Annotated in this window: 1 pseudogene; it reads right to left on the bottom strand. The window is 61.9% G+C overall.

Annotated elements, in window-relative coordinates:
• A pseudogene (locus BOP96_RS29155) lies at window positions 1-470 on the bottom strand (RHS repeat protein); the annotation flags it as partial.

The raw sequence follows: 470 nt of genomic DNA on the forward strand, positions 1-470 counted from the left end.
CAGATGTGAGGTGAGTACTTCACCGTTGAGTTCGACCGTGGCGAGGTGGCCGCCTTTGTCGTGGTTGAAGGTGACGCGGTTGTTGTCTGGTAGGCACAGGTTTTTCAGCTGGCCGCAAGCGTCGTAGCCGTAGCGCAGGGTGCCCCATCCCTGGTGTTCGGCGGTGAGGCGGTTTTGGCGGTCGTATTCGTAGGCCAACGCCCAGTGGCCGTCTTCGACGCTGAGGAGGTTGCCTTGGCGGTCGTAGGCATAGTCGACAACGGCGCTGTCGGGCAGGGTTTTTCTTACGAGGCGCCCGGCGTGGTCGCGCTCGTAACGGGTGATTAGCTGACTGTCATCGTCGCCGTATTCGGTCTTTTCCAGCAGGTTGCCGTTGAGGTCGTAGGCATAGGCGGTGCGCTGGCCGTCGAAGCCGGTTTCCTGGCGGATCAGGCCGCTGGGGTGGTAGTCGAGTTGGTAGGTTTCGCCGG

Origin of the sequence: Pseudomonas sp. FSL W5-0203, assembly GCF_001896155.1 — a bacterium.
GTDB lineage: Bacteria > Pseudomonadota > Gammaproteobacteria > Pseudomonadales > Pseudomonadaceae > Aquipseudomonas > Aquipseudomonas paracarnis.